Source organism: Streptomyces sp. NPDC027189 (assembly GCF_055566975.1).
The window spans coordinates 1-23175 of the sequence record NZ_JBVHRI010000041.1 but is presented as its reverse complement, the minus strand read 5'-3'; the positions used below and the strand labels follow the sequence as shown (position 1 = coordinate 23175).

21 protein-coding genes are annotated in these 23175 nt (G+C 69.0%); 10 read left to right on the top strand and 11 right to left on the bottom strand.

The window, feature by feature from the left end:
• Positions 1-111 precede the first annotated feature (111 nt).
• From ACZ4RZ_RS46350 to ACZ4RZ_RS46315, 8 genes are all read right to left on the bottom strand, one after another.
• Positions 112-882 (bottom strand): SDR family NAD(P)-dependent oxidoreductase, encoded by a 771-nt coding sequence (locus tag ACZ4RZ_RS46350; protein ID WP_356949169.1) that lies wholly within the window; start codon positions 880-882, stop codon positions 112-114.
• Between the two features lie 38 nt (positions 883-920).
• Positions 921-1904, bottom strand: coding sequence for a LysR family transcriptional regulator (locus ACZ4RZ_RS46345; RefSeq protein ID WP_467753604.1), 984 nt, complete (start codon positions 1902-1904; stop codon positions 921-923).
• 190 nt (positions 1905-2094) lie between these two features.
• Positions 2095-3051: a fumarylacetoacetate hydrolase family protein gene (locus ACZ4RZ_RS46340; protein WP_467753603.1), complete on the bottom strand. Its 957-nt coding sequence runs from the start codon at positions 3049-3051 to the stop codon at positions 2095-2097.
• Positions 3052-3054: 3 nt separating this feature from the next.
• Positions 3055-4425 (bottom strand): FAD-binding oxidoreductase, encoded by a 1371-nt coding sequence (locus ACZ4RZ_RS46335; protein ID WP_467753602.1) that lies wholly within the window; start codon positions 4423-4425, stop codon positions 3055-3057.
• Positions 4426-4433: 8 nt separating this feature from the next.
• Positions 4434-5402: a cyclase family protein gene (locus ACZ4RZ_RS46330; protein WP_007385604.1), complete on the bottom strand. Its 969-nt coding sequence runs from the start codon at positions 5400-5402 to the stop codon at positions 4434-4436.
• On the bottom strand, positions 5399-6412 hold the full coding sequence (locus tag ACZ4RZ_RS46325) for an amidohydrolase family protein (protein ID WP_467753601.1): 1014 nt from the start codon (positions 6410-6412) through the stop codon (positions 5399-5401). The genes ACZ4RZ_RS46330 and ACZ4RZ_RS46325 overlap by 4 nt, the downstream gene beginning before the upstream one ends.
• A complete protein-coding gene (locus tag ACZ4RZ_RS46320; protein WP_467753600.1) occupies positions 6409-7533 on the bottom strand; it encodes an FAD-dependent monooxygenase in 1125 nt (374 codons plus the stop codon). Before ACZ4RZ_RS46320 ends, ACZ4RZ_RS46325 begins: the two co-directional genes overlap by 4 nt.
• 38 nt (positions 7534-7571) lie before the next feature.
• Positions 7572-7877, bottom strand: coding sequence for an antibiotic biosynthesis monooxygenase family protein (locus ACZ4RZ_RS46315; protein ID WP_355945882.1), 306 nt, complete (start codon positions 7875-7877; stop codon positions 7572-7574).
• A 252-nt stretch (positions 7878-8129) separates the two neighbouring features.
• Here ACZ4RZ_RS46315 and ACZ4RZ_RS46310 point away from each other — a divergent pair, with 252 nt between their 5' ends.
• From ACZ4RZ_RS46310 to ACZ4RZ_RS46285, 6 genes are all read left to right on the top strand, one after another.
• Positions 8130-9092, top strand: coding sequence for a fumarylacetoacetate hydrolase family protein (locus tag ACZ4RZ_RS46310; RefSeq protein WP_467753599.1), 963 nt, complete (start codon positions 8130-8132; stop codon positions 9090-9092).
• The gene (locus ACZ4RZ_RS46305; protein ID WP_467753598.1) at positions 9089-10024 is read left to right on the top strand and encodes a VOC family protein; all 936 of its coding nucleotides are present in this window, start codon (positions 9089-9091) and stop codon (positions 10022-10024) included. Before ACZ4RZ_RS46310 ends, ACZ4RZ_RS46305 begins: the two co-directional genes overlap by 4 nt.
• A gap of 28 nt (positions 10025-10052) precedes the next feature.
• On the top strand, positions 10053-11354 hold the full coding sequence (gene hisD / locus ACZ4RZ_RS46300) for a histidinol dehydrogenase (protein WP_467753597.1): 1302 nt from the start codon (positions 10053-10055) through the stop codon (positions 11352-11354).
• On the top strand, positions 11351-12121 hold the full coding sequence (locus ACZ4RZ_RS46295) for an SDR family NAD(P)-dependent oxidoreductase (protein WP_467753596.1): 771 nt from the start codon (positions 11351-11353) through the stop codon (positions 12119-12121). The genes hisD and ACZ4RZ_RS46295 overlap by 4 nt, the downstream gene beginning before the upstream one ends.
• A 145-nt stretch (positions 12122-12266) precedes the next feature.
• Positions 12267-12812, top strand: coding sequence for a DoxX family protein (locus ACZ4RZ_RS46290; RefSeq protein ID WP_467753595.1), 546 nt, complete (start codon positions 12267-12269; stop codon positions 12810-12812).
• A gap of 292 nt (positions 12813-13104) precedes the next feature.
• Positions 13105-13920: a class I SAM-dependent methyltransferase gene (locus tag ACZ4RZ_RS46285; protein WP_467753644.1), complete on the top strand. Its 816-nt coding sequence runs from the start codon at positions 13105-13107 to the stop codon at positions 13918-13920.
• 218 nt (positions 13921-14138) lie between these two features.
• Here ACZ4RZ_RS46285 and ACZ4RZ_RS46280 read toward each other — a convergent pair whose 3' ends face one another.
• From ACZ4RZ_RS46280 to ACZ4RZ_RS46270, 3 genes are all read right to left on the bottom strand, one after another.
• Complete coding sequence (locus ACZ4RZ_RS46280; protein WP_467753594.1) at positions 14139-15515, bottom strand: glycoside hydrolase family 43 protein; 1377 nt, start codon at positions 15513-15515, stop codon at positions 14139-14141.
• An 88-nt stretch (positions 15516-15603) separates the two neighbouring features.
• On the bottom strand, positions 15604-17172 hold the full coding sequence (locus ACZ4RZ_RS46275) for an alpha-L-arabinofuranosidase B (RefSeq protein WP_467753593.1): 1569 nt from the start codon (positions 17170-17172) through the stop codon (positions 15604-15606).
• Positions 17173-17444: 272 nt separating this feature from the next.
• Complete coding sequence (locus ACZ4RZ_RS46270; protein ID WP_467753592.1) at positions 17445-18872, bottom strand: glycoside hydrolase family 43 protein; 1428 nt, start codon at positions 18870-18872, stop codon at positions 17445-17447.
• A 646-nt stretch (positions 18873-19518) separates the two neighbouring features.
• Here ACZ4RZ_RS46270 and ACZ4RZ_RS46265 point away from each other — a divergent pair.
• The 4 genes from ACZ4RZ_RS46265 to ACZ4RZ_RS46250 all read left to right on the top strand — a co-directional run bounded on the left by ACZ4RZ_RS46265 (position 19519) and on the right by ACZ4RZ_RS46250 (position 23128).
• Entirely contained in the window at positions 19519-20943 is a 1425-nt protein-coding gene (locus ACZ4RZ_RS46265; protein ID WP_467753643.1) for a family 43 glycosylhydrolase, read from the top strand.
• A 442-nt stretch (positions 20944-21385) separates the two neighbouring features.
• Positions 21386-22258, top strand: coding sequence for a transposase (locus ACZ4RZ_RS46260; protein ID WP_467753591.1), 873 nt, complete (start codon positions 21386-21388; stop codon positions 22256-22258).
• Positions 22259-22379: 121 nt separating this feature from the next.
• A complete protein-coding gene (locus ACZ4RZ_RS46255; RefSeq protein WP_467753590.1) occupies positions 22380-22652 on the top strand; it encodes a transposase family protein in 273 nt (90 codons plus the stop codon).
• Entirely contained in the window at positions 22649-23128 is a 480-nt protein-coding gene (locus ACZ4RZ_RS46250) for a transposase (RefSeq protein WP_467753589.1), read from the top strand. The genes ACZ4RZ_RS46255 and ACZ4RZ_RS46250 overlap by 4 nt, the downstream gene beginning before the upstream one ends.
• Positions 23129-23175 lie beyond the last annotated feature (47 nt).

Below are 23175 nucleotides of genomic sequence, written 5' to 3'. Positions count from 1 at the left end.
GCGGCGAGGCGTACGCGGAGCCGGGGAAGACCAGTGTCGTCGTCCGGCTGCGCCATGACCGGCTGATCGAGCCGAGGGAACGGCAGCGTGGTCCTGCCAGCTCGTCAGAGTTCAGCGGGTGTCCAGCGCGTTCGTGATCGCCTTCACTCCGCCGTGGGCCGCATACCCGCCGTCGACGGTGATCTCCGCGCCGTTGACGTACGCCGACTCGTCGGACAGCAGGTACACCACCAGGGGGGCCACCTCGTCCGTGTGGCCGGCGCGGCCCAGCGGTGTCATCGACAGATGCGCCTCGACGAACACTGGGTTCGCCGTCGCCATCAGCGGGGTCTCGATGTAGCCGGGGTGGATCACGTTCGTACGGATCCCCCGGGGGCCGAGTTCCAGCGCGGCCACCTTCGACAGGCCCCGCAGGGCCCACTTGCTGGTCGTGTAGGCGACCGCGTGGTGGGCGGTCAGGCCGGCGACCGAGCCCACGTTGACGATCGACGCGCCGACGGGCATGAGCGGGGCGAGTGCCTGGATGCCCAGCAGCGCGCCGGTGGTGTTCACCGTGAAGGCCCGGTTCCAGTCGGTGAGGTCGACCTCGCCCAGGCGGGCTCGCATGGGGATGCCCGCGTTGTTCACCAGCCCGTGCACGGTCTCCAGCGACGACGCCAGCGCCGACCAGTCCTCGGGCGACGTCACGTCCAGGTGCCGGAAGCGCACGTCGAGATCGTCGGCGCGTAGGGACGCGGCCAGCTTCTCGCCCGCCTCGTCCAGCACATCGGTGGCCACCACACGCGCGCCCTCCTGGGCCGCGGCCGTCACCTCGGCGGCTCCCTGCCCCTGTGCGGCTCCGGTGATGACGACGGTACGGCCTGCCAGGCGCATGGGGCTCACGGCTCCTCCAGGGGATACGGGATGTCTCCCGTACCACGCTAGAAAGCCGAGCTGAGCTCCGGAAACGGATGTTCGGCATGGGTGGTATCAACGGCGGTGATCTCCTGGTCCAGCGGCTCGTCCAGCGAGGCGCCGACCTTGCGTACGGTCTCGCGCAGCCAGCGGTGCGCGGGGTCCGCGTGCCGGTTGTTGTGCCAGTGCATCGCCTCGACCAGCGGTACGTCAGGGAACGGCGTGGGGACGGCGACACAGCGCGCGAAGCCTTCATAGCGGCGGGCGAGCCGTTCCGGCACCAGAGTGACCAGATCGGTGCCGCTGACCAGGAACGGCAGGACGCTGAAGCCAGGTGTGCTGACCTGCACCTTCGGGGTGATGCCGAGGGTCTCCAGCTGACGGCCGACGGGCGTGTTGCCCCTGCCGATCGAGCACGCGGCGTGCGGCATCTCCGCAAGGTCCCGCAGGCCGAGCCGCCCATCCACGAGTCGCGGGTTGTCCGGGTCGACCAGACAAACGAACCGGTCGTGCATCACGGCCTCGCTCACCCCTGGGAGCTGGTAACCGAGCGGCACGATCATCAGGTCGTGGCACCGCAGGTGCGTCTCCGTCTCCAGCTGCCCGTCCACGATGGGATGGAAGTCGATGCGGACGCCTGGCGCCTCCTGCGCGATCACCCGCAGCAGCGGCTCCACAAACACCGTCATCACGTAGTCCGACATCACCACCGAGAAGCGCTGCCGACTGTGCTCCGGATCGAAGTGCCGGGTCAGTGACAGCGCCTCCTCCGCCTTGTGCAGGGACGCCTGGACGATCGGCAGCAGCCGTTCGGCGAGCGGCGTCAGCTCGTACTCGCGGCCTACCCGCACCAGCAGCTCGTCGTTGAAGTGCCGACGCAGCCGGGCCAGCGAGCCGCTCATCCCCGACTGGCTGGTGCACAGGCGCACACCGGCGTGGGTGACGTTCTTCTCCTCCAGGAGCGCTTCCAGCGCCACCAGAAGATTGAGGTCGATCGCTCCCAGGATCACGGATGTCCCCTTCGGGCCACGTCTGTGAAGCATCGGCGAATCGGGAGCGTAACCACCATATTGCGGTCTGGAAAAGAGTTGGGTCGAACCTTCACCAAGATGCGATGAAAGCCATTCGGCGGGGCCATACCCGCACGTCAAGGGGCCAGTGCCCGAACAGCTGGGCACTGGCCCCACACAGCTCGACGTCCTAGGGTCGGGGCGTCCGCCCCCGCTTCCTCGCTCGCGGGAGGTAGACGTCCGCGCGCCCCGGAACGACCTGGTTGCGCAGCGTCCCCAGCCGCTCCACGGTCAGCTCCACCTCATCGCCGGGCGTGAGCGGCGGCGGGGTGCGCTCCCCCAGGCGTCCCCAGTGCTCCGCGAGCGCGCCCCAGCCGCACGTGCCCGAGCCGAGGACGTCCCCGGGGCGCACCCAGGCGTCCCGGCTGGCGTAGGCGATCATCTCCTCGAAAGTCCAGGAGACGTTGGCGAGGGTGTCCCGGCCGATCAGCTCGCCGTTGAGGGTGACGGCCATCTCCAGGTCCAGGAAGCCGTCCGGGTCGCGCCTGTCCTCCACCTCGTCGGCGGTGACCAGGTACGGGCCGAGCGTGTTCGCGAAGTCCTTGCCCTTGGAGAAGCCGAGGCCCAGGTTCTTCTCCGGTTTCTGCAGGTCGCGCGCCGACCAGTCGTTGAAGACGAGGTAGCCGACGATATGCTCGCGCGCCTGCTCGGGCGTGAGGTCGCGTCCGCTGCGACCGATGACCGCCCCGACCTCCAGCTCGAAGTCGAGAACCGAACAGCCCGCGGGAACGGGTACGTCGTCGTGCGCGCCGTATGCCGCGTGCGGGTTGGTGAAGTAGAAGTTCGGCGCCCGGTACCACTCCTCCGGAACGTGCTCCAGGCCGTCCAGCGATTTGGACACCCCCTCGATGTGTGCCTCGAAACCGACGAAGTCCCGGATGGACGGCGGCTTCAGCGGCGGCAGAAGCCGCACCTGATCCACCGTCAGCTCGCTGGCGGCGCTGAGCGCTTCGGCCCCCGCGGCGTACAAGACCTCCTGCTCGACCAGCGCCAGGACGGTGACTTGCTCGGGAAGCGGGTGCACCACCCCGTCCCGGACCACACCGGCGCGCTCCACGCCCTCGTACTCGTATGTCGCGAAACGCATGCCTCACTGCTCCCAATGGTTGGTGTTGGTGACAGACCCTGCGCTCAGGTAGCCCACGAACAGGCCCTTGGGATCGCGTACGTCGCGGATCTCCTGGAGCCTGCGCCACTGCTCGTCACCCATGAACTTCAACTGCCGTACGGTGAGGTCGGAGTCGCCGAGGTACTGGCCCACGGTCACCGGCTGCAGTGCCGTCATCGCCTCGTCCAGCCAGGCCCGCAGCTCCGCGTCCCGCTCCGGCTCGTCGTGGATCACGTACGTCGCGCAGTAGATCTCCGACTGCAACGAGAAAGCCATGTCGGGCAGTTCACGCATCGGCGCCATGGAGAACCAGATGGTGAAGGTCTGCCGGGTGGGTTGCTCGGTGAACGCCTTGCGCATCGCCGGGACGACCTCCTCGGCCGGCCCGGTCAACCAGGCGTTGTCGACGAGGTAGCGGTGGCCCTCGGGGTTGGCGGTGCGCTGACCCGCGAGTTGCTCGGCCAGCGTGGTGGGCTGCGCTTCGACGCGGAACAGGGCCCGGTCGGCGTACGGGTTGGCGTGCAGCGGGGCCAGGGCATCGGCGGCCTGCTCGGGGGTGTCGGTCATCGACACGCCCGTGACCAGGAGCACCGGTTCCTCCGCGCCCGGTGGCGTCTGCGTGACGGCGACGATCTCCACCAGGTCCGACACCGTGTGGTGCATGCCCTGCAGCCAGGTCATGACCTCGTCGAAGAGGTCCAGCGGGTAGGCGTGGACGGTGTGCGCCAGGTGCCTCGGCAGGGGGCGGGTGCGCAGATGGAAGCGCGTGACGACTCCGAAGAACCCGGGCCCGGCGCCGCGCGCCGCCCAGAGCAGGTCACTGTTCTGCGTCTCGTCGGCACGCACGAGTTCGCCCTCGGCCGTGACGACGTCGATCGCCACGATGTTCTCCGCCGCCCAGCCCCAGCCGCGCGCGTTCCAGCCCTGACCGCCCTGGAGCAGGAAGCCGCCGATGCCGACGGAGGGGCAGTGCCCGCCGTTGAAGAAGCGCCCGGCCTCGGCAAGGTACGGGTTGAGTTCGTCGCCGCCCTTCACGCTGGGCGTCGCTGTCACGATGCCGGTCTGCGGGTCGTACGCCATCTCGCGGAAGTTCCCGAGATCGATCAGCAGCGCGTCCTGCCGTACCGACCATGCCGCCCAGCTGTGTCCGCCGGAGCGGACGGCGACCTGCCAGCCACGCCGCAGGGCCAGTCGTACTCCCTCGACGACGTCCTGTTCGGTGGCGGCCTTCAGTACGGCGGCGGGCGTCCGGTCGTACGGGCGGCGGGCGTTGAAGACCCTGCCGAAGCACGCCTGCGCGAAGTCCTCGTCGCCGGGGAGGTGGAGAGTGCCGGAGAATCGGTGGGTGTTCACTGGGCTGCTCACTTGATCGCGATCGGGTTGACGGGCGCGCCGACCGCGCCGGTGACCGGCAGCGGAGCGGCGACCAGCAGGAACTCGTAGACGCCGTCGGCCGCGCAGTCCTCGGCCAGTGCCTCCAGGTCCCACATCTCGCCCAGCGGAAGGCCCATGTTCGGGATCGCGATCTGGTGCAGCGGGGACATGGCGGGCTCGGCGAATTCGTAGGGACGCACCTCCAGTCCCCAGGTGTCGGAGGCGATCGCCCCTATCTCGGTGCGGTGCAGCCAGCCGAGGGTGGTGAAGGAGAGGCCAGGGGCGTCACCGGCCGCGTAGCCGCCCCACTCGCCCAGCCGCCTCACGCGGCCCATCTGGCCCGTGCGCACGAGGACGAGGTCGCCGCGGCGGACGGTGGAGGTCGCGCCCTGCGCCTCGATGGTGGCGCGCAAATGCTCCTCCAGGATGGGGAATCCGTCGGGGAGTTCTCCGTGCTCGTCGCCGACCGCGCGGCCCACGTCCAGCAGGACACCGCGCCCTGTGAAGGCTTCCCTCATGTGCTCGATGCCGGTGACCGAGTCGCCGTCGCCGCTCACGATGGTGCACGGACGGCCGTTCCAGGCCTGCTTGTTGTCGTAGATGTGGCCGAGCCCGTCCCACTGGGTGGAGGCCTGGAGAGGCATGACCACGTGGTCGTCGGCGCCGCCGAACCCGTGCGGGAAGCCCTGCGTGCCGGCGGCCGCGTCGGAGCCGGTGTCCTTCATGTAGTGGACCGGGTTGATCCGGCCGCGGAATCCACGCTGCGGGCCGTTCTCGTTGAACTCCAGGGCGAGTGAGAGCGACCGGCCCCGGCGGACCAGTCCCGCCGCGTGGGCGCGGATCGCGTCGTCGATGAAGTTGAGGGTGCCCAGTACGTCGTCCTCGCCCCAGCGGCCCCAGTTGCGGTAGGCGGAACGGGCCTTGGCGAGCTCTTCCTCTATGGGACCGAGGCTCATCGGGTGCGTCCTTTCAGCAGCAGATCGAGAGCGTTGCCCCCGGCGATCGCGGCACGTTCGGCCTCCGGCAGCCCGGCGGCGTCCAGCCGGGCCACCGGATCGTCGACGCCCATGTCGAAGGGGTGGTCCGTGCCGAGGACGACCCGGTCGGCGCCCACCTCCTCGACCAGGTGGCGCAGAGCGCGCGGGGTGTAGACGAGCGCGTCGAACCACATCCGCCGCAGATAGGCGCTCGGCGGCTCGGCGCACCCGCGGGCGTCCGGCCGTACGTGCCAGGCGTGGTCGGAGCGCCCGATGTACGTCGGCAGATAGCCGCCGCCGTGCGCGGCGACGAACTTCAGCCGGGGGAAGCGGTCCAGGACGCCTGTGAAGATCAGACGGGAGAGGGCCACGGTGGTCTCGACCGGCTGTCCGACCGTGTTCCCGAGGTACCGCGTGGCGAGCCGCTCGCCGAGTGAGCACCCCCATGGGTGCACGAAGACCACCGCGCCGACTTCCTCGGCCTTCCGCCACACCTCGTCGTGGGCCGGGTCGGCCAGCTCCCGGCCGTTCACGGTCGTGGAGACGCTGATGCCGTACAACCCGTACTCGGTGACCGCCTCGTCCAGCAGCGCCACCGCCAGGTCCGGATGCTGGAGCGGCACCGTACCAAGGCCGTACAGCCGCTCGGGCGCCTCGGCGCAGTGCTCCGCGACCGTCTGGTTGACCGTGCGGGCCAGCCGTGCGGCGAGGTCCGCGTCCGCCCAGTAGTGGTGCATCGGCATCGGGCCGACCACCTGGATGTCGACGCCCATCGCGTCGAGATCGGCGAGGCGCGAGCCCACGTCCGTGAGCCTCTGCCCGAGCGACTGGAGCTGAGCCCTGTTGGCGGCCAGCGACTGAGGGCCTTGGGCGCGTTGCTCGGCAGCCAGTTCGGCGGCCAGGCCGGACTGCCCCGCGCACAGGGCGTCGGCGGCGGGCACGGCCAGGTGGCCGTGGACGTCGACGACAGGGGTGCTCGCCGTGGTCATGCCGCCGCCGTCAGCGAGTCGAGCGTCTCCGACATGATCCGCGCGGGATCGGCACCCGGCGTGGCGGGGTTGATCTCCCACTTGGCCAGCTGCAGCGAGTTCTCCAGTACCGTCCGCACACGTGGCAGCCGACGGGACATGAAGTGGTCGAGGGCCTTCTCCAACGGCTCCTCCCCGGTGACCAGCTCGGCCAGGAGCACGGCGTCCTCCATGCACATGGCCGCGCCCTGCGCGATCAGCGGCGGGCAGGCGTGCGCGGCGTCGCCGATGACGAGCGTGCGGCCTCGGTGCCACGGCCCGTCGACCAGAATCGCCTCGATCCAGCGGTAGTCGACGGCGGTGTCGTCGGGCAGGGACGCGATGATCTTGCCCCAGGTGCCGCCGTAGCCGGCGCCGCGCTCGCGCAGGAGGGAGAGGGAGGCGCGCGGCCCGACCAGGGATGCGTCCAGGTTCTCGTCGAGCAGGTAGGCGTAGCACTGACCGGGGGAGATCGGGCTGTAGCCGGCCTTGTAGCGGGGGCCGCCGTAGTACACCTCCGCGCAGTCCATCTCGGCGGGGCGGTCGGCGACGACACGGAAGATCGACATGCCGACCGGGCGCGGTTTCTCCACGATCCCGATCAGAGAGCGCATGGCCGAGTTGATGCCGTCGGCGCCCACCACCAGGTCGTAGCGGCCGGTGGAGCCGTCCGTGAAGGCCACGTCGACGTGTCGGGGCGACTGGTCGAGGCGCTCGACGCTCAGACCGAGACGGACGGGGACGCCGTGCGCGTACACGGCGTCACACAACGCGTCCTGCAGGTCGCGGCGCAGGGCCCCCGCCGTCGCGGGCAGGTCCGGCCCACCGGTGTGGGGGGTGGGCAGCTCCGTGATGAGCTCGCCGTCCGCACGCCGGAGCCGCATGACGTCGAACGGCACCGCCCGCGCCAGCACCCGGTCCAGCACGCCCACCGAGCGCAGCGCCTTGAGAGCGTTGCCCTGGATGGTGATGCCGTGGCCCACACCGAACCATTGGGGGGAGATCTCGACGAGCTCGACGTCGGCACCGCGCTGGGCGAGCGCGAGGGCGAGCACGCTTCCAGTGATGCCGCCGCCGACGACGAGCACCTTGTGTACGGGCATGAACGATCCTTGCGAACGTAGAAGAAGGGGGGCAGCGGTCAGCCGCTGAAACGCGGGCCGAGTTCGTGGTAGTGCTCGACGGCCGGCGGCTCGGTGAAGAACGGCCCGACAAGGGCGCGCCAGCGCGCGAAGCGCTCCGACTCCCGGAAGCCGGCCGTGTGCGCCTCGACCGACTCCCAGCCGACCAGCAGGAGAAACGTCCGCGGCCGCTCCTCGCAGCGCAGCAGCTCGGCCCAGCGGAACCCGTCTGCCTCGGCGAGCAGCTCGCGGGCCTTGCCGAAGACCTCCTGGAACTCCTCTTCCCGGCCGGCCTCCACGGTCAGCTCGGCATGCTCGACTACCACGTGTGCTCCTCGGGGTGGTTGGGGAGCTCCGAGCCTGATCGGCGGCGGGTACGGGGGTCAACGGATCGAGGCATCGGCAAGGAGGACGTCATCCATCCCGTACGCCGATGGAGCCGCCGCGCGGTGGGGCCGCACATCGTTGCAGGCAGCGGGGCGGCCCGATGATGGCAGGCATCGCGAACGGCCATTTCCGCCGTCTCTCCGTGGTGCCTAGCGTCGAAGGCGACCCCACCCGTACGAGGAGAGCCGCCTGTGCCCGATCCACTCACCCACACCGGACCCTTCGCGCTCGGCGCGTTCCGCAACAGTGCGGGCGCCTTCCCTGGCCTTGTCAGCGGGGCGCGGGTGCGCGACCTGTCCGACCTGGTGCCGTCCGTACGCGCTCTCGTCGAGGACTGGGACAACTGGCTGCCCCGCCTGGACGAACTCGCCCGGTCCGCCGACGGTCCCTGGCACCCCCTGACCGCCCTGCACGTGCTGCCCCCGATCGAGCCGGGCCAGATCCTGCAGAGCGGCGCCAACTACCGCAAGCACGTGGTGGACCTGGTCGCCGCGGAGAAGGAGAGCGTGCACGGCGCCACGCCCGAGGAGGCCCGCGCGGATGCCGAGAGCATGATGGACGAGCGGATCCGCAGCGGTGTGCCCTACGTCTTCCTCGGTTCGCCGCGTGCCATGTGCGGGCCGTACGACGACATCGTGCTGCCGGCGCACGGCGAGCAGCACGACTGGGAGCTGGAGCTCGCCCTGGTCATCGGCAGGCCGGGCAGGAACATCGCCGTCGAGGACGCGATGTCGTACGTCGCCGCCTACACCATCTGCAACGATCTCACCACCCGTGACCGCCTCTATCGGCCCGACCTGAAGGCCATCGGCACGGACTGGTTCACCGCCAAGAACGCCGACACCTTCCTGCCGACCGGGCCCTTCCTTGTCCCGGCCGCGTTCGTCGGTGACCCGAACGACCTGCGGATCACCCTGCGGCACAACGGCGTCGTCCGTCAGGACGAGTCCACCAAGGACATGATCTTCGACATCCCGCGGCTCATCGCGTACGTCTCCACGACCACCACCCTGCGCCCCGGTGACCTCCTGCTCACCGGCTCACCGGCCGGCAACGGCGCGCACTGGGGCGTCTTCCTCAAGCCCGGCGACGTCGTGGAGTCCGAGATCACGGGCCTGGGCCTGCAGCGCAACACCGTCAGGAGCGGACAGTGACCTTCCAGCCCATCACCCATCTGCGCCATGTCGATCTGGCCGTGCCGGACTTCGATGTCCAGCGAGCCTTCTACGGCACCACCTGGGGCCTGACCGAGGTCGCGAGCGACAGCGGTCTCGCGTTCTTCGCCGCCGAGGGCAGCCCCGAGCAGTACGTCGTCCGAATCCGCAAGGACGAGCGGAAGCGGATGGATCTGGTGGCCTTCGGGGCTGTCTCGCCGGAGGCCGTGGACGAACTGGCGGTACGGCTCGGGCGTGCGGGCGTCCAGCTCGTGCATGAGCCGCGAGCCTTGGACACACCGGGCGGCGGCTACGGCATCCGCTTCTTCGACCCGGACGGCCGGGTCGTCGAGGTCTCCGCGGATGTCGCCGTCCGCGATTACCGGAAGATCGAGGAACGTGAGGCGATTCCGGTCCGCCTCTCGCACTGCGTCGTCAACTCCCAGGATCCTGAGGGGCTGCGGGACTTCTACATCGAGCACCTCGGTTTCCGGCTCACCGACACCCTGTACTCCACGCACATGGGCGACCTCATGTACTTCCTGCGGTGCAGCCCCCTGCACCACTCCTTCGCCATCGCCCGTGGGCCTCATGTCTCCCTGCACCACGCGTCGTTCGAGATGCGAGGGGTGGAGGAGTACATGCGCGGCACCGGGCGGGTCCTGCGCGCCGGGACGCGCCTGACCTGGGGGCCGGGCCGGCACCTCGCGGGCGACAACACCTTCTCCTACTTCCACGACCCGCACGGCAACACAGTGGAGTACACCACCGAGCTCGCCGTCCTCGAAGAGGACCTGTGGCACCCGGGCCGGCACGACGTCGACGACCCGGTCACCCAGGACCAGTGGGGCACCGCCGACCCGATGAGCGAGTCGGTCGCCAAGGAGCAGTTCAACGACCCCGACGTGCTTTTCGAAGCACCGCCCGTGTGATCCGACTCTTCTGAGAAAGGCCGTAGTTGTGGCAGAGATCCTGAAGCACGCCGTCCCCAAGGCCGAGGTGACCGCCTCCCTCGGGCAGGTCCGCGAGACCGTTGCCGGCGTCATCGCGGACATCCGCGAGCGCGGCGACAAGGCCGTGCGTGAGTACTCCGAGAAGTTCGACAAGTGGAGCCCCGGTTCCTTCCGGCTGAGCGAGGAGGAGGTCGAGAAGATCGTCGCGTCGGTGCCGCAGCAGGTCATCGACGACATCTGCTTCGTCCAGGAGCAGGTTCGCACCTTCGCCCGCCACCAGCTGGACTCGCTGCGGGAGTTCGAGGTGGAGACCCTGCCGGGCGTCTGGCTCGGCCAGAAGCACATCCCCGTGCAGGCCGCGGGCGCCTACGTCCCCGGTGGCCGCTACCCGCTCACCGCCTCCGCCCACATGACCATCGTCACCGCCAAGGTGGCCGGCGTGCCCCGGGTCGTCGCCTGTACGCCCCCGATCCGCGGCGAGATCCCGGCCGCCACCGTCGCCGCCATGCACCTGGCGGGCGCGGACGAGATCTGGCTGCTGGGCGGCGTCCAAGCGGTGGCCGCGATGGCCGTCGGCACGGACACCATGGAGCCGGTCAACCTGATCGCCGGCCCCGGCAACGCGTATGTCGCCGAGGCCAAGCGGCAGTTGTTCGGCGAGATCGGCATCGACCTGTTCGCCGGTCCCACCGAGATCCTGGTGCTGGCAGACGAGCACGCCGACCCCTTCGTATGCGCCGTTGACCTGCTCTCCCAGGCCGAACACGGCCCGGACTCGCCCGCCGTGCTCATCACGACATCCCGCGAGGTCGCCGAGCGGACCATCGCCGAGGTGGAGCGGCTGCTGCCGACCATGCCCACCCGGGACTTCGCCGAGCCCGCCTGGCGGGATCACGGCCAGGTGCACGTCGTCGACTCGGTCGACGAACTGTACGCGCTCGCCGACGAGTTCGCGTTCGAGCACGTGGAGGTACTCACCGCCGAGCCGAGGCTCGCGTTGGAGCGCATGACGCAGTACGGTGCTCTGTTCCTCGGCGAGGGCACCTGCGTGTCTTTCGGCGACAAGGTGATCGGTACCAACCACGTCCTGCCGACGCGTGGCGCGGCCCGCTACACCGGCGGCCTGTGGGTCGGTAAGTACCTGAAGACCGTCACTTACCAGGAGGTCACCGACACCGACGCGCAGACCCTGCTCGGCCGGCTGTGCGGGCGGGCCGCGCGGGTGGAGCTGTTCGAGGGGCACGCGCGCTCCGGTGACGTCCGGGCCGCGAAGGTGGCGGGCGACGAGCTTGCCTGGAACACGGCATGAGTCTCGACGGCCGTACGGCGCTGGTCACAGGGGGCGGAGGGCCGCTGGGGCGGGCCTTCGCACTCGCCCTGGCGGCGGCCGGGGCCCGGGTGGTCCTCGTCGGCCGCACCGAGCAGGCACTCGCGGAGGCAGCGGCTCGGGCGGAGAAGGAAGGCGGTCAGGCTCGTACGGCCGTGTGCGACATCTCCGACCCTGATTCGGTGCGTGCGCTCGCGGCCGAGCTCGCCGACGAGGACGTGTCGTTGCTCGTCAACAACGCGGGTGTGGCCGGCCCGGTGCGTCCCCTCGTCGACATCGAACCGGACGAGTGGGACAACGTGTTCGCCGCCAACGTCCGCGGCGTCTATCTGATGTGCCGGGCCTTCCTGCCGCCCATGCTGGCAGCGGGTCGCGGTGACATCGTCAACGTGGCCTCCGTGAGCGGCAAACGCCCTCTGCTGAACCGCACCCCGTACACAGCCTCCAAGATGGCGCTGCTGGGTCTGACCCGGACGCTGGCGGGAGAGGTCGGCCCGCAGGGCGTCGCCGTCAACTCCCTCTCGCCCGGGCCGGTCCGGGGCCCCCGAATGGACCGCAACTTCCGGCTGACGGCCGAATTGACGGGCGCCACCGTCGAGGAAGCCGAGCGGGACTTCACCTCACGGGCAGCGCTGGGCCGGCTGGTCGAGGAGGACGAGGTCGCCCAGGCCCTGGTAGCCATGCTGGCCATGCCGGGGCTGTGCGGAGCCGACATCGACCTGTCGGCAGGGATGATCGCACCGGCCTAGCCAGAGATGACACGTCATGTCTCTGGCCGCCAGACGTATGTGTGCCGGTCACGCGGCACCCCGTGATCGAGGCAAGCGCAGGACCTCCTCACACCACTTGCCCGACGCCGACCTCCTCTCCATACCCACCTGTTCGAAGGACTCAATGATGCGTCTCTACACCTCAGCCGCGAACCGGCTCAGCAGGCTCAACGATCCGCTGATGGTCGTCGTGCGGACGACGATCGGCTGGCTGATGATCCTGCACAGCCTCTTCAAGATCAACGTTCTCGGTCTCGACAACTTCGAGAACTTCCTCCTGCGGCCGACCGGTCTGCCCTTCACCTCGGTGCTGCGCTGGCTGGTGCCGTCCATGGAACTCGCCTGCGGTGGCCTGCTCGTGCTCGGACTGCTGACCCGTGTCGCCGCGGCGCTCCTCAGCCTGGAAATGCTGGGCACCGCGGTCCTGGTCAAGCTCGACGCCCTCCACCTGGGTGTTCTCGGTCCGAAGGGCTCGGGCGGAGCGGAGGTGGACATCCTCATGCTCGCCGCGCTTCTTGCGGTACTGGTGCTTGGACCGGGCACCCTGTCGCTCGACTCCCTGCTGGGGCTCGATCGCAAGGAAGAAGCCGTGCAGTCGAAGCCGTCTCAGCCCCTGCAGGTCGGGACCAGCGGTGAGGGTCTGACGCGAGAGCCGTTGCCGGCGGACTAGAGCTTCAAGCGGATCTTGCCCAGAGCGGGAACTACGCGAGGGTGACCGCCGCTTCGTAAGAGGCGGCGGTTGGCTTTGTAGGTGAGTTCTGGCTCTGGTCCACTTCGTGTGGTCGCGTACACAGGGTGACTGTTGATCTTCCCCTAGTGGTTGTTTTAGTGGCCGTAGGCGGTCACTGCGCGCATGACCGCCTAGCCGCGCCTGAAGCTAGCTCCACTCATCAGGCCCCTTGGAATCGATCATCTAGGCTGGCGCGGTGACTGATGAGCAGGAGTGGGTGCAGCCGTCGGGAGTGTGGGCCACGGCGGTGGGGGTGGCCCGGGTGCGGGCGCTGGAGACCGAGCGGGAGAACGCGCTGTTCCGCGACCCGCTGGCTCAGGCCTTCGCCGCCGCGGGCGGCCTGTGGCCCTCCTCGCCGCCGCTGCCCGGTGACGAGGCCGCGCGACGCCGCCGGCTGGCCGTAGCGTTTTCCATCGTCATCAGGACGAAGTTCCTCGACGACCTGTTGCAGCAGGCCTCCGCGTCCGGGGTCCGGCAGGTCGTGCTGCTCGGCGCCGGCATGGACAGCCGGGCCTTCCGGATGGACTGGCCCGAGGGCACCCGGCTGTTCGAGGTCGACACCGCCGCGCCACTGGACTTCAAGGCTTCGGTGCTGCGCCAGGAGCGGGCCGTCGCACGCTGCGAGCGGATCACCGTCGCGGTGGATCTGCGTGAGGACTGGCCGGGCGCGCTGGCCGCCGCAGGGCACGACCCGGCGGTGCCGACCGTGTGGATCGCCGAAGGACTGCTGATCTATCTGCCCGAGGATGCGGTGGAGCTGCTGCTGGCCCGGATCAGCGCGCAGTCGGCGGCAGGCAGTCGGATGGGGCTGACGTTGGGCTCGCGCGGGGTGATCGAGCGCTTCGGCGCGGACGCCGTGCCGGGATCGGCGGCGTCCATGTGGGTCTCGGAGATGCCCGACGACCCGGTGGGCTGGCTGGCCGGGCACGGCTGGGAGGCCGACAGTCACACCCTGCGCGAGCGCGCTGCCGCCTACGGCCGCCCGATCAGCACCCCGCCGCAGCGCGAGGAGCGGCCCGGCGGACTGATTTCGGCGGTCCGCCGGTAGAGCGCCTCCCGGTTCCCCGGATGATCCTGATGAGTGGAGCTAGTGCTGGATTCGGCTCTCTTCGGCACCGGTCCGGGGCCGGTTGCCCGTCAGCTCCAGGGGAGGCGGCGAGCCGCTGGTGTCCTGGGCCCACGATGTCGGGTTGTCCCAGGGCGCGTGTCCGGGCCGCGGTCAACCGACGGCGCCCTCCTCTGCACGGGGCCCCGTGGCATGTCGTCTCAGTACCAGACGGAGAACGTGGCGTCGGCTCTGCCGACGGCGGTGGAGATCGGGTCGATACGCAGCACGTAGTCGTAGTGCCGGATGTAGCGGTCCGGGTAGTTGTACGAGCGGAATGACGACCAGGACGGATCGGCGAGCCCGGCGGTCTTGTGGAAGGTGGCGTCCTGGACGAACTTCGTTGTGCCGTCGTTGACGTCAAGCCGCAGCTGGTAGTAGGCGTGCCGCAGGTAGCGGGTCGGATTGTTGACGGACTGGAAGGAGACGCCGGAGGGGTCGGCGAGTCCCGGCACCAGCTTCCATTGCGAGTCGGTGTAGGGGTCGAAGGGGTACGGGTCGATGCGGCCGGTGTAGTCGGCGTGCCGCCAGTATCTGTCCGGGAAGTTGTAGGACTTCAGCCGGTTCCAGGCGGGCTTGCCCCACTTGGCGACCATGTTGTCGTACACGGTCTGGGGGATCGGCTGGATGGTGGCGTGTTTGGAGTTCAGCGGCTGGGTGTAGACGCGCCGGTCGGTGGCGGTCCAGGTGTCGGTGGAGAGGTCGCTGGTCTGCCAGGCGTAGAACACCGCGTTGGCGTCGCCCCACAGGTACCAGGTGCCGGAAGCCTGGGCGAGGATCGGGGCCTCGATGCCTCCTTGCGGCGCCAGGCCGGAGGTGAAGACGGTGAAGCTGCCGGGGGCGAGGGAGGTGGACCTCGCCCCCACGAGGCTGTTGTGGCCCTTGAAGTACAGGTAGTTGACGCCGTTCACGTTCATGGCCAGGGAGCCGTCGATGACGTCGTAGCCCGGGTCGAAGAAGACCTGCGGTGATGTCACCGTCGTGAAGTCCGTGGTGTAGTTCACCATGATCACGTTGTGTCCGCTGCTGTTGACGGCCGAGTAGATGATGGCGTACTGGCCACGGGAGGCGTCCCAGAAGGCTTCGGGCGCCCAGCTGTGGGTGGCCATCGAGTGCAGTTTCAGCAGGCGGTAGTTGTCGAAGGAGCGCAGGTCGGTGGAGTCCCAGACGTGGATGACCTGGCTCTGCTTCGTCCAGTCGGTTCCCTTCAGGTTGGTCGCCATGACGACGTAGGTGCCGTCCTGCTTGGGCAGGATGAACGGGTCGCGCAGACCACCGTCGCCCCCGGTCGGCGTCACCACCGGGTTGTTCCGGTTCAGCGGCATCCACTGCAGCGCGTCGGTGCTGACCGCGAGGTGCAGGCCGTAGTCCGTACCGAGGTTTCTCGGTGACTGGGTGAAGTAGCCCATGACGAACGGGGAGCCCGTCGCGGCGCTCGCGGACCGGCTGCCGAGCGTCAGCGCGCCGGTCATGGACAGTGGCACGGCCGCGGCCATGCCGAGGAACAGCCGGCGCGACGGGAGGGGGGTTGCGCTCATCTGGTGCCTCCAGGGCGTAGGGAAAGAGTGGGGGCTCCCGAACCCGTGAGCGCCCCGGCCCGGAGGCGCCCACGGGTTCGGTCCCTCGTCAGCTCCAGGGAGACGCGGTGAGCCAGCTGGTGTCCTGGGCCCACGACCGCGTGGAGTCCCAGGTGTTGGTGCCGCCGTTGCTGGCGATGTAGGCCGTGTAGCTGTAGTGGCGGATGTACTTCGTCGGGAAGTCGACGGACTGGAAGGAGGTGCCGACCCCGCTGTTGCCCGCGGTGGGGCAGAAGGTGGCGTCCTTCGCGAACGAGCTGCCGCCGTTGTCCGTGTTCAGGTAGAGCTGGTAGTTGGAGTGGCGCAGGAACTGGCCGGGCTTGTCGGCCGACTCGAAGGACAGGCAGGAGGTGTTGGCCAGTCCGGCCCGGACGATCCAGGTGGCGTCGGCCTTGTCGGTGGCCGAGCTGGCGGAGTTGATGCTGGAGATGACGACCTTGGTGTCGGCGTCGTTGTGGCGCAGGTAGTGCGAGGTGCAGCAGGGCGAGGTGGTGGCCTGCAGGGAGACCCGCGAGCCGGGGGTGAGGGTTCCGGTGCTGGTCGAGCCGCTGTTGTAGCCGACGGCGGTGATGTTGGCCTGGACGGCGTTCTCGGTGGCGTCCGAGGGATAGCCCTGGGTCATCACGCCTTCGTAGAAGGTGCCTTGGCCGGTGTTGCTGTTGTCGCCGCCGATGCCGAGGATGATCGCGCCCTGCTTCTTCATCGGGTTGTAGCCGGTGGCGTTGGGGCGTACGCCGTCGTAGAAGGTGGACAGGCCGCCCGACTGGGCGTCGCCGCCGCGGATGGCCCACTGGTTCGGGCCGCCCTTGAGCATGGCGGTCAGGAACCGGTTGTTGACGGTCGGGTCATTGGCGTTGAAGCCGCGGTTGACCCCGGAGAACAGGCCGTTCTCCAGGTCGGCCATGACCCAGGGGCCGTTGCCGCTGCCCCAGCCCCAGCCCTTGCTGTTGCCGAAGTACAGGGCCTCCATGGTGCCGTTGCCGTCGTCGTTGCCGGTCGTCTCGGCGTTGCCGTAGTCGAAGCAGCAGCCGCCGTTGAAGTGCGTGCCGTCGAAGATGGCGTACATGCCCTCGGGCTGGTCGCCGGTGGCGATGCCGTTGGTGTTGTTGTTGCGGTAGCCGGTGCCGGGGGCGACGTAGACTCCGTACGCCTTGTGTCCGCCGACGGTGACCGGAGCCTCGAAGGCGTTGGCCAGGTTGTCGTTCCCGTTCTCGGCCGGACCGGGCCAGTGGCCCTTGAGCGCCTGGGTGAGCTTGTTGCCCTTGCCGGACTGGTCGTAGATGACGGTGATGACGCAGCTGGTGTTCGCGCAGAAGGAGTCCTGCTGCGCGGCGTCGGCGACACCTCCGGCAGCCAGCAGGCCGATGTCCTTGGTCGCGTTGTCGGAGGCGCGCCTGACCTGGTACAGCGGGCCGTTGTACGCGCCGTACAGGGCGCGGGTGGTGCTGTGCGCGGCGACGCAGGGGGTGCCGCCCACGGCGTAGATGTCGCACGGCCCCTGCGTGGCGGCCTGCGAGGGGGCGGCCGTGGCGGTGAGCAGACCGGCGGCGAGCGCGGCGGTGGCACCGGCCGCCAGCAGCGCGCGTCTGACGCTGTGTATCCACGGTGGCTTGAACATGAAGGGCTCCTTCTCAGGATGGGTGTGAGGGTGAGCGTCGGCGAGCCCCCGGTGCCCGGCCGTGCGGACGGTGCGGGTCGCGCCGACGCCTCCGTGCCGGTGCGGCTTCGGCCGTTTTCGGCACCGGATTCGGGGCCGGGCTGCTCGTCAGCGCCGAAAGGCGGTCGACGGGCAGGGGCGGATTCACGTGGCCGGGCAGTTGGCGTCGGGGACAGATGCCAGGAGATGCCGGCGCTCTCCCTGGAGGCGCCGGCATCCCTGTCGGCGTCGGGTCAGCTCGTCACACGGAAGGTGGCGTCGCCGCGCCCCGTGGCGGTGGTGATCGGGTCGAGCTTCAGGTAGTACGCGTAGTGGCGGATGTAGCGGTCGGGGAAGTTGTACGACTGGAACGACGACCAGGTGGAGTCGGCGAGCCCGGCGGCCTTGCGGAAGGTGGCGTCCGCGGCGAACTGGCTGCTGCCGTCGTAGAGGGCGAGCTGGAAGTCGTAGTTGGCGTGGCGCAGGAAGTAGCCGGGGTGGTTCACCGACTCGAAGGAGACGGTGTCGGTGCCCGCCAGGCCGGGCCGCAGCCGGAACTGGGAGTCCTCGACGGGGATGACGTCGGGGTCGATGCGCACGTCGAAGTTGATCTGGCGCACATACCGGTCCTGGAAGTTGTACGACTGCAGCCGCTGGGCCGGGGTGTTGGGCCAGCGGGCGAGCACGCGGTTCTCCTCGGCGGCCGTGAGGGTCATGATCGCGCCGTGGCGCTTCGGGGTGCCGCCCATGTCGTAGCTGGCCGCATCCTGAAGCCGGTAGGTGCTGACGTCGAACGGGTTGGTCGTCAGGATCGGCCTGTATTCGCGGACGCCCTGCGGGTTGTTGTAGTCGATGTAGAGGGCCCACTCGTTGCGGTCCCTGAACTTCATCCAGACCGGGCCTTCGACCACATTGCCGGTGAGACCGATGCTGGAGAGGTTGCCGAGGTTGGTCCACGTCCCCAGGATCGAGTTGCTGCCCTCGACGTTATTCTGGCCGTCGCCGGAGACCCGCAGGTAGCGGTAGGGGCCGGTGCCGGCGGGCACCTCCGTCATCTGGGTGTCGACGACCGGAGTGCTGCCGGGCGGGTCGATCCAGATCTGCGGGGTGGTGATGGTGCGGAAGTCCTTGGTGCGGGCGGCGTAGATGCGGTACTTGAAGATGCCGTTCACCGTGGCGTTCGTCGCCCAGTACAGGACGTAGTCGTTGGTCTCGGGGTTGAAGATCGCCTCCGGCGCCCATGCGTTCTTTCCGCCGGGGATCAGTCCGGCGGCGCCGAGCAGCCACGGCTTCGACCAGGTGACCAGGTCGGTCGACTCCCACACCACGAAGTTGGGGCTGCCGTTGGTGTACGTCGAGCCGCAGCGGACGCACAGGTCGGTCGCGATGATCCAGTACTTGCTCCCGTCGGGAGAGCGCACCAGTGCGGGGTCGCGCACCCCCTTCGTGCCGATCATGGAGTTCAGGACCGGCGCTCCGCCGTTGAGGTCGTTCCAGTGCAGGCCGTCCGTGCTGTGCGCGAGGTACAGCATCTGGCCGGTCGCGGAATCGCCGGTGAAGTGCACCATCAGGTAGCCGGGGTCGGCGGCGGCCGCCCGCTGGGGTGTGGTCAGAGCCTGGCCTGTGAAGAGAAGGCATACGGCGAGCAACATCACCGACAGCCGGGAGCGAAGAGCGGTCATGGGATCTCCTGTCGTCGTGCAGGCGCCACCGTCGGGCGAAGGGGGAGAGCGAGGTGGCGGGGAAGCCCGGTCTCGGTGCGGGCGGGACAAGGCCCGGCCACCGCACGATCCGGAAGGGAGCGGCTCCGGACCACGGTGGGTCTCCCGTGTGCAGTGCGGGTCGCCGTGGTGTCCCGGGTCGGGCATGCGAGCCGGTGCGCCGGTGGTGTGACGGCTTGTGCGGCGAAGTGACGGTTGTTGTTCGGGGCGGGGGCGGGGGCCGGGGTGCGGGCCGGACGGATGGTTGGCGGGCAGAGCACGTGAGCGGGGTGTGGTCAGACGGCGTGTGGCATCAACTCACTGTCCGACCAGTTGAGTTGTGCGATATATCGAACGGCGTTCGAAAGATCGAGCAGACAATAGGAGGGGAAACAGAGAGCGTCAATACATCCGGCAATGCGTGGTTCCTCAAGTGGTTCGGGTGGCGCCGACGATGCTTTCTTTGGTCGGAAGCGTTGACTGAGGTGGGCGCAGTATCTATCTTCTGGCTGAAATTACGAACGGTGTTCGAAATACCGGCCATGGGGAACAGGCGGTAGCTCCGCACCACCGGCATCAGAGGGAGTCCTCCGTGACACCTGCGCTCACCCGTCGAACGGTCCTCGGCATGATCGCCGGCTCGGCCGCCGCCACCGTCACCGGCGTCTCGGCCGGTACCGCCCACGCCGCCGTGCCCGCGTCACCAGGTGTGACGTACACGAACACCATCGCCGAGCAGCGGGCCGACCCGCACATCTTCAAGCACACCGACGGCTTCTACTACTTCACCGCCACCGTGCCGGCGTACGACCGCATCGTGCTCCGCCGCGCCACCACCATCCAGGGGCTGCCCTCGGCCGCCGAGACGACCATCTGGACCAAGCACGCCACCGGTGTGATGGGCGGCTACATCTGGGCTCCGGAGATCCACTTCATCGACGGCAAGTGGTACATCTACTTCGCCGCCGGTGACGCCAACAACGTCTGGCACATCCGGCCCTATGTCCTGGAGTGCACCGACGCGAACCCGATCACCGGGGCCTGGACGGAGAAGGGCCGTATCGCCCTGCCGCTGGACACCTTCTCCCTGGACGCGACGACCTTCGCCGTCAACGGCACCCGCTACCTCGCCTGGGCGCAGAACGACCCGGCCGTCGGCTCCGGCACCAACCTCTACGTCGCGCAGATGTCCAGCCCGTGGACCATCACCGGCACCCCGGTCATGATCAGCCGGCCGACCGCCGCGTGGGAGACCGCCGGAGGAGTGACGGTCAACGAGGGCCCGGCAGTGATCCAGCGGGGCGGCAAGGTCTTCATGACCTTCTCCGCCAGCGCCACCAGTGACGTCTACTGCATGGGCATGCTGACCGCGTCCGCCTCGGCCGACCTGCTCAGCGCCTCGTCGTGGGCCAAGACCGCGAACCCGGTCTTCGCCAGCTTCGCCGCCACCAGCCAGTACGGCCCCGGGCACAACCAGTTCACGGTCTCCGAGGACGGCAAGTCGGACATCCTCGTCTACCACGACCGCAGCTACAAGGACATCAGCGGCTCCCCCCTCAACGACCCCAACCGCCGCACCCGCGTCCAGAAGATCTACTGGAAGGCCGACGGCACGCCCGACTTCGGCATCCCGGTCGCCGACGGGCTCACCCCGATCCGGCTCTCCTCGTACAACTTCCCCGACCGGTTCATCCGGCACTGGGACTACCGCGCCAAGATCGAGGCGAACGTCTCGCCGCTGGCCGACTCGCAGTTCCGGGTCGTCACCGGTCTGGCCGGCACCGGCACCGTCTCCCTGGAGTCGGCGAACTTCCCCGGCTACTTCCTGCGCCACAAGAACAACGAGGTGTGGGTGGAGAAGAACGACGGGACGTCGCTGTTCGCCGGTGACGCCTCCTTCACGGCCCGGGCCGGCCTCGCGGACTCCGCCGGAGTCTCCTACGAGTCGTACAACTTCCCGGGCCGCTACATCCGCCACTACAACTACCTGCTGTACGTCCAGGCTGTGAGCACGACGACCGACCGGGCCGACGCCACGTTCTACACCCAGTGACCCGGACCGGCGTTCCGTAACCCCTCGGGCAGCTCCGACCCCACGGACCGGAGCTGCGCGAACGAACCGGCACATCTGCCACGCGCTGGCGTCGCAATGGATGCGGCGATCTCGGCTCCTCCTTTCCGGCCCGCCGCACGCGAAGAGTCTCCACGCCCCGGACGGAAAAGCCTTCAGAACCGGTCAGGACGAAGGTGAGAAGACGCCGCCACCGGCGAGGCAGGCGGTGCCGAGGTCCACGAGCGGTAACAGGCCACCGAGCAGCGGGCCGACGAACGCGCCGGAGTCGACCCATTGACGCCAAACCCAGCGAACCTCTGTTTCCGTCCAAAATACGAACACTGATCCTCGAACGAGCGGAGGGAGTCGCTCGGACGAGGTGCTGGAAGGGCCCCTCGGGCTCCACACCATGAACCGTCAACGGTCACATCGTCGCCGGGCAATGCTCGGGGCAGCTCTGCTGTCCCTGATCGCCTCCCTGCTCGTCGCTGTCACGCAGCCCACTGCCGCAGCGGAGGGCCAGCCGTTCACCAACCCGGTCAAGTCGCAGAAGGGCGCCGACCTGGACCCTGGACACGCTGGCCGCCGCGGCCCGGGACCTGGGCATCGAGGTCAGCCGCTCCCAGGTACGCCGGATTCTGCTCGCGGAAGGGGTCCGCTGGCGGCGCACGCGTTCCTGGACGCGCTCGAAGGATCCGGACTTCGAGGGGAAAGGACACGGATCGTCGAGCTCTACACCAGCCCGCCCGCCGACGCGACGGTCATCTGCGCCGACGAGCTCGGCCCGGTGATCCCGCGCGCTTTCCCGCCGGCACCGGGCTGGTCGCCGGACGGACACCGCATCGAGAACGAGATCGACTACTCGCGCGGGCCGGAAAAGACGTGGGTCTACGGCGCCTTACGTGTCCGTGACGGTCAAGCGGTCACGATGACCGCCACCTCCCGCAACAGCGCCTTCTACCAGCAGTTCCTCCAACTGATCGAGTACGCCAACCCCGCCGGGGACATCTACGTGATCACGGACAACCTGTCCTCGCACAACAGCGTGTCCACCCGCACCTGGCTCGAGGACCACCCACGCATCAAGCACGTCTTCATCCCGGTCGGCGCCTGCTGGCTCAACCTCCAGGAAGGCTGGTGGCGCATCTTCCGCAAGACCGCCCTGGCCGGACGCTCCTTCGGCGACCCAGACCACATCACCCACGCCACCAGCGTCGCCACCGGCCGGCTCAACTCCCGCGCCCGACCCTGGATCTGGGGCAGACCCGCACCACCCACCAGGCACGTACGCCGCCGCTATGTGTACTTCCTTTGAGGAATCCAGCACTAGCTTCATGCGCGGCCAGCCAGTCATGCGCGCACCGACCGCCTGCGACCACTAAAGTCCGCCCGAAAATCGCCTGGCTGGACGGTGGTGTAGTCGACAGTCCTTCGCCGTGAACGAAGTGCTGCCGCAGTTGAACGAGCTGCTGTTTTCCTCGGTCGAGGGCGTGTTGGTGGAATCGGTCGAGGTGATCGACACGGTCGTCCGGGTCGAGGCCCGTACGACCGCAGGGCGGGCGGCCTGTCCGGGGTGCGGGTGCTGGTCGGGGCGAATACACGGCTCCTACCTGCGATTTCCTCGTGATCTGCCGACGGCGGGCAAGTTCGTCGTGGTTCGTTGCGGGTGCGGAGGTTCGTCTGCGAGGAGGAATCCTGCGAGCGCATGACCTTCGCCGAGCAAGTACCCGGTCTCACCCGCAGGTTCGGGCGACGGACCGAACGGCTGCGGTCGACGCTGGTGTCGGTCGGTCTTGCGCTCGCGGGCCGGGCCGGCGCCCGGATGACGGACGCCCTCAAGGTTCCGGTCAGCCGGAACACCCTGTTGAGGCTGATCGCCTCGCTTCCGGACCCCGCCACCGCAGTACCCCGCGTGGTCGGTGTGGACGAGTACGCCCAGCGCAAGGGCCGTGTCTACGGAACCGTGCTCGTCGACGTCGAGACACGTCGCCCGGTCGACCTCCTTCCCGATCGGGAGGCGGACACGCTCGCGGCCTGGCTCGCCGAGCGGCCCGGCATCGAGATCATCTGCCGTGACCGGGCGCCCTTCTTCGCCGAAGGTGCCACCCGCGGCGCCCCGCAGGCCCTCCAGGTCGCCGACCGATGGCAGTGCGCCATGAGGCGCCTTGTCGTATCCCCGATTTAGTCGGGAAGAATTTGGAGGGAGGTTCTTGGGTCTGATGGCTTACCTAA